The sequence below is a fragment of the Stieleria mannarensis genome (genome assembly GCF_014154935.1).
GTDB classification, from domain to species: Bacteria; Planctomycetota; Planctomycetia; order Pirellulales; family Pirellulaceae; genus Stieleria; species Stieleria mannarensis.
On record NZ_JACEHH010000101.1, the window covers coordinates 1 to 5,816 of the forward strand.

A 5,816-nucleotide genomic window follows, 5' to 3' on the forward strand; every position below is an offset into this window, starting at 1 on the left:
CCAGAGGGAGGGTGAATTCGTAAGCTTCTCTTATTTCAGAGGTTGAAAACCGCACGACCCCTTCACCCCCGGATCCGCCACCGCCCGGCTTCTTCACTGGCAAAAAACGCGACCGCGGCTCCACCCACCAATCCGCACAGGTGGCCTTCCCAGGAAACACCTGCGCCGCTGCCCGGCAGAATCCCCGACAACAGCGTTCCGCCGAACAAGATCCCGACCACGATGGCGACGCCGACCGGAACCAGACGGCGATTCAGAAAGCCGCCGACGATCAGCAATCCGATCAGCCCGAACACCAAACCGCTCGCGCCGATGTGATTTGCGTCCCGGCCGACCAGCCAAAGCAGCGTCGCGCCGACCACAGACGTCAGCGCCGCCAACACCCAAGGCGACTTGCGCGACCAGACCAGCAGTCCCAGCAAGATTCCCAACGACACCGTGTTGCTAAACAGATGGCCGAAGTTGCCGTGCAGAAACGGCATCGTCACGATCCCCGGCAATCCACTCCATCGCCGCGGCTGCAATCCATGGTCTGCCAAAGCATACGGAATCGTAGCGTCGACAATCCGCACTAGCCACATCGCCAGCAACAAGACGCCGATCCGATAGAACTCCTTCTGCATGTGTGACAACGTCATTTCCAAACGAATTCGAATCGGAATTTAGTGTTTTGGTCGCTTTGGTTTCGCAGTCGATCAAGGATCACTCGGCTCGGTTCGCCAAAGGCGATCAGCAACATAGCTTGGGGTGAGACCGCATGAGCTCCAGCGAATCCGGGCGTAACCCCAGGTCCACGATCCACCGAAAAACCTCCCCCTTTCGATCGGCCGGCGGCTCTGCCGCCGACCGATCGAAAGGGGGAGAGAGCGGGTTTGGCTTTCTTTTCCTGGGGTGGCGGTCACTCCGCTGCGCTCGTTCCCTTACCCCAGGCTATGTTGTGAATGCCCTTCGGGCAAAGGCGACGGTACGGTGTCCGCCTAAGACTCGGGCCGGCCGCATGTCAGCTTTGACCGGCGATCCGTTCGCCTTCGCTGCGCAGCATTTCGATCGCCTGGGCCATCGCCGGGGTGTCGATTTCATGCACATCGACACTCTCGCCGACACCCCGCAACATCGTGATCGTCAAGCGGCCACCCAGGTGCTGACGGAACTCTTCCAGTCCATCAAGCAAGCGATCCAGTGGCGACAGCGCCTCGTGCCACAGTGGCAACCCCAGTGCATGCATGCACTCGCACACCCGCCGCACATCCTGGATCGGGAATCCGAGTTTCAGATGCGAGTAAAAGCAATCGATCGCGACGCCGATCCCAACGGCTTCCCCGTGGCGGATCTCAAAGTCCGTGATCGGTTCCAATTTGTGCGCCGACCAATGTCCGAAATCCAGCGGCCGGGCCTCCAGCATTTCAAACGGGTCACCGCCCTCGGTAATGTGTCGCAGGTGCAATTTGCAACTCGTCGCAATCGCCCGGGTCGCAAACGGCATTTCACGTCGACGAATCCGATCGGCGTGGTCGCACAACCAGTCGAACTCCGCGCGGCTCTTCAGCAACGACACCTTGACCGACTCGCTGAATCCGCTGCAGAAGTCGCGGTCCGGCAACGTCTCCAGCAACGACGCGTCGTTGATCACTGCCCAGGGAACGCTGAACGTTCCGACCCAATTCTTTTTGCCGAAGTAATTGATCGCGTTCTTCACGCCGACCCCGCTGTCGCCTTGAGCCAGCGTGGTCGTCGGCAGCCGGATCAGGCGGATGCCACGGTGAGCGATCGCGGCGGCGTAACCGACGGCATCCAGCATCGCGCCGCCGCCGATGGCGATCACATAGCTGCGGCGGTCCAGGTCGTGGGCATTGATTTCCGCCAGGACCTGGTCCACGCACGCCGAATCGTTTTTGACCGCTTCACCGCCTTCGACCAGCACGACATCACGAACCAGATTGACGCCGGAGCTCTCGCCCAATCGCATCGCAAGGGTTCCAACCTGGGGCGATGCGTCGGCCACCGGGCGTTCGGCCACCACCAGCACCTTGGCGTCACCGAAACTGCCGTCGGTCACGATTTTCAGCAGCGTCGGAAAGTCATTGCCCGCGATTTCGGTCGTTGTCCGTAATCGGTGGACGAACGGTACGGCAAACGGGACGTCCAGCGATGCATCGTCATCGCTGGTTCCCGGGGGTGATGGACGCGTGGAAGGAGAACTGGTGATGATCGATTCCGCGACGGAGACTGATGAATGGGGCGAGTGACGTTTGGGATTGGAAGGTCGCAGGATCACGGCGTCAACTCCTTCCAGCCCCGCCACAGCCATCGCAGCGAGTCGGGGAAAATGGCTCCACCATGGTTTCCGTCATGGGCTCCCGTGCCAAACACGAACTTGTAATCGTAGCCGGCATGTCGCCCTTGGCAATCAAATTGTCGAACACGACCGGCACGCGGTAATCGCCCCGGGTGCCCTCAAAGGTATGCCCGTCCTGGAACACCATTAACGCGGCGGGCGTTTTGCCATCGTATTGTGCCGGAACGTAGATGCTGTAACGGCGTTTGGTCCCGGGGAAAACCTTGCTCTCTGGCCACACATGCTGTGTGACCGTTCCGTGCGGGACCGCGTCGTTGGGCTGGGAATCGGGGCCGTGTTCGTATTTGGCAGGCTCTGGCTTGGCAGGCTCCTGGGCAATCGACTCGGCAGTGAGACCGCCGGCGATCAGTCCGGCAGCGACGAACAGGGCCAAAAAATACGACGGAGGGGTGGGGGCAATCATCGAAGGTGGGGCGACGGGGAGGGAGGCGGAGCGGTCACCTCTATGATAGCAGCCACAGCACTCTTTGCAGACGTGTTTCTGCCGACCCGATCCCCAGATCCGGAAGCGGGCTTTTCACCCGGTGTGCGAATTTGCTATGCCGTAATTCCCACTGGAGGACCAGTCGGTTTTTTCACCAACGGATTGAGACCCATGAAAGCGTTTGGCGTACGACTCGCCGCAGGTGCTGTGACGATTTTGTTGGGGGCCATCATGGCCGCCCAAGCACAAAAGGACCAACAAGCGAGCACCGAATCGGCTTGGACCGAAGAGCAGATTCCACCGGCAAAGGCGGTTGCGCCGATCGGATCCGCATCCGGTCTGCAAACGGCCCAGGCCGAGGATATCGAAATGCTCAAACCGGTCGGAGAGACCGACGCCGCAGGCGAATCAGACGCCCCATCGGTGCGTTTGGTCCAGCACACCGAGTCGATCGATTCGATGGTGCTGCCGGAAATCCCCGCCGATTCAAGTGACGCGTCGCAGCCAGAGTCCGGCGTCGGAGGGCGTTCGGTGATGAAGATGCGGCTGCCCAGTTTCGACGACGCACCGGCACCGGAACCTCAAGCCGACGTCGCGGCGACGAGTGACGCGCCCGCCGAAGCCGCCGGACCCTCGTTCTCCATGGGAATGCCGATCGCAGACGCCCCCGCCGCGTCGTTTCCCGAACAGCCGCAGATGTCCGAGATTACGTTCGCCGACACGCCGCTGGAGCCGCCGGCAGCCGAGTCCGGCGCAATGGACAACAACGCCGGGCTAAACAATAACGCTGCAGTCGCCGACCTGGACGGCCAACCGCCCGCCAATGATTTGCGCGGTGGCACGTTTGCCGATCCGGCCGATGCCGCTGACGCACCCGCGGCCATGTTGACCCCGGTCATCGGTAGCGGCGTCGAAACCGATCAGCCGCAGTTTGCCGACGCCCCCGCGGCCTCGATGGTAACGCCCGAACCGTCGATGCCCGAAACAACGATGCCCGAGGCCACCCTGGCCCAACCGTCCGGGACCACGATGCGGATCCATCGCCAGCCCGCAATGAAGCTGGAGATGGGAGCGGCGCAGTTGCCGATGCAAGCCGATTCAGGACAGCCGGCCGCTGCACCGGCGCAACCCGGCGCGCCGGCGGCAACGATGGGGATCGCTTCCCAACCACAGATCGTCGGCAACGGAGCGTTCGCCGATTCGCCGCAACTGCAAAACACGACAACACCAAGCAATCGGGGGAACGTCAGCGCGTCGCCCTACGGTCAGCCCACCGCTGTCACCGCTGATCAACGTAATTCTCAACCGACCGGCGGATTTGGTGCCGGTGACCATTACCCTGCGGCCGCACCCCAATTGCCTGCTCCGCCATTACCGGCGGCCACTTCCGCGGCTTCGGCTCTGTCGATGCAACAACCGTCAATGCAAGCCCAGCCGATGGCGTCACCGGCGGCCGCCTACGCGAGCCCAGGCCAACCGGCCGGCGCTGCGATTTACCAGGGTGTCGGGTACAAGCAAGCCGGTGCTCCGCTGCCCGCCGGACCCACGTTGGCTTCGCCCGGCGAACGCTACTTGGACGGTCCGCAATCTCCATCGGTCGTGATCCACAAGCGAGCACCCGAGGAAGTGAAGGTCGGCAAGCCGGCCTCGTTCGTCATCACCGTCAAAAACGTCGGCGGCTCCAAAGCCTTGAACGTCCAGGTCCACGATCGCGTTCCCAACGGAATGACGTTGACCGATGCGACGCCGCGTCCCAACCCGAAGTATCAACCCGAGCTTTATTGGGAGCTGGGTGATCTGGAGCCAAACCAAGAACGCACGATCACGCTGCAGTTGACGCCCGAGCAAGAAGGGGAGTTGGGCAGTGTGGCCCGCGTCACGTTTGAAGCCGCCGCATCGGTGCGAACGATCAGCACGCGACCGGAATTGCAGGTCGTCCAGCGTGCACCCGAAAAAGTCCTGATCGGGCAACAACTCGAAATCGAATTAGAAGTCAGCAACCCCGGCACCGGAGAAGCGACCGGCGTGATTCTGCAGGAAGACGTGCCGGCCGGACTGGAGCATCCCCAGGGGACTCAGTTGGATAATTTGATCGGCACGTTGGCCCCGGGAGAAATCCGCCGTCAAGTGTTGCGGATGCGAGCGGTCAAACCGGGGGTTGTGCAGAACCTGATTCGCGTCAAAGGGGACGACGGATTGGAGACCACGCACACGATTGCGGTCGAGGTTGTCGCGCCGGAATTGAAGGCAACGTTGACCGGACCATCGCGTCGCTTCCTGGAACGCCAAGCCACCTATGAGTTGGAGATCGCCAACGTGGGGACGGCCGAGGCGCAAAACGTCGAATTGAGTGTCCAGCTGGATCGCGGATTCACGTTCGTCAAAACCGACTTCGAAGGACAATACGATGCATCGCGGCACGCGGTGTTCTGGTCGCTGCCCGCCTTGCCGGTCGGCCAGTCCGGGAAGGTGCCGTTGACGCTGCTGCCGGTCGAAGAAGGCAACCGTGTGCTGCAAACCGTGGCGACGGCCGACTTGGGGATTCAAACCAAATCGGAAAGCCAAGTCGAGGTGGCATCGTTGGCGGAGTTGACGTTTTCGATCAACGACACGGCCGACCCGATCGAAATCGGCGGCGACACCGTTTACGAAATCCGAATCAGCAACACCGGGTCGCGTGACGACACCAACGTCAAGGTCGCGTTGCAGCTGCCGCAAGGGTTGCAGTTGGTCGAACAAGGCGACTTCACGCCCCAGGGGCAAGGCATCATCGCCTTCTCACCGCGAGCGTTGCTGAAGGCCAATGACGAAATGGTGTACCGAGTCAAAGCCCGGGGCATTGCCGCGGGGCGTCACTTGGTCAAAGCGATCGTCACCAGCGATCAATCCAACGTGCCGGTGACCAAAGAAGAAAGCATCATGGTCTACGCCGACCGCTAATTCTGGTCAGTGTAGAACCGCTGTCCCCAGCTGTTCCCCCTGCCCGCCCCGCGGGCACCCGCCCAAGCGAAAAAGTGTAGAACCGCTGTCCTCAGC

At 61.7% G+C, this 5,816-nt stretch carries 4 protein-coding genes; 1 reads left to right on the forward strand and 3 read right to left on the reverse strand.

The genetic code is table 11. The features are described 5' to 3' along the window. Positions 1 to 62: 62 nt before the first annotated feature. From H1B37_RS32180 to H1B37_RS32190, 3 genes are all read right to left on the reverse strand, one after another. Entirely contained in the window at positions 63 to 638 is a 576-nt protein-coding gene (locus tag H1B37_RS32180; RefSeq protein WP_182871388.1) for a rhomboid family intramembrane serine protease, read from the reverse strand. Positions 639 to 1,000: 362 nt separating this feature from the next. Then, positions 1,001 to 2,275, reverse strand: a complete 1,275-nt coding sequence (locus tag H1B37_RS32185; RefSeq protein WP_353620972.1) for a 3-dehydroquinate synthase — start codon at positions 2,273 to 2,275, stop codon at positions 1,001 to 1,003. Between the two features lie 4 nt (positions 2,276 to 2,279). Then, positions 2,280 to 2,759, reverse strand: coding sequence for an alpha/beta hydrolase (locus H1B37_RS32190; protein WP_286178463.1), 480 nt, complete (start codon positions 2,757 to 2,759; stop codon positions 2,280 to 2,282). Positions 2,760 to 2,951: 192 nt separating this feature from the next. On the opposite strand from H1B37_RS32190, the gene H1B37_RS32195 reads away from it, so the two are divergent. Further along, positions 2,952 to 5,720 (forward strand): DUF11 domain-containing protein, encoded by a 2,769-nt coding sequence (locus tag H1B37_RS32195; RefSeq protein ID WP_182871390.1) that lies wholly within the window; start codon positions 2,952 to 2,954, stop codon positions 5,718 to 5,720. Positions 5,721 to 5,816 lie beyond the last annotated feature (96 nt).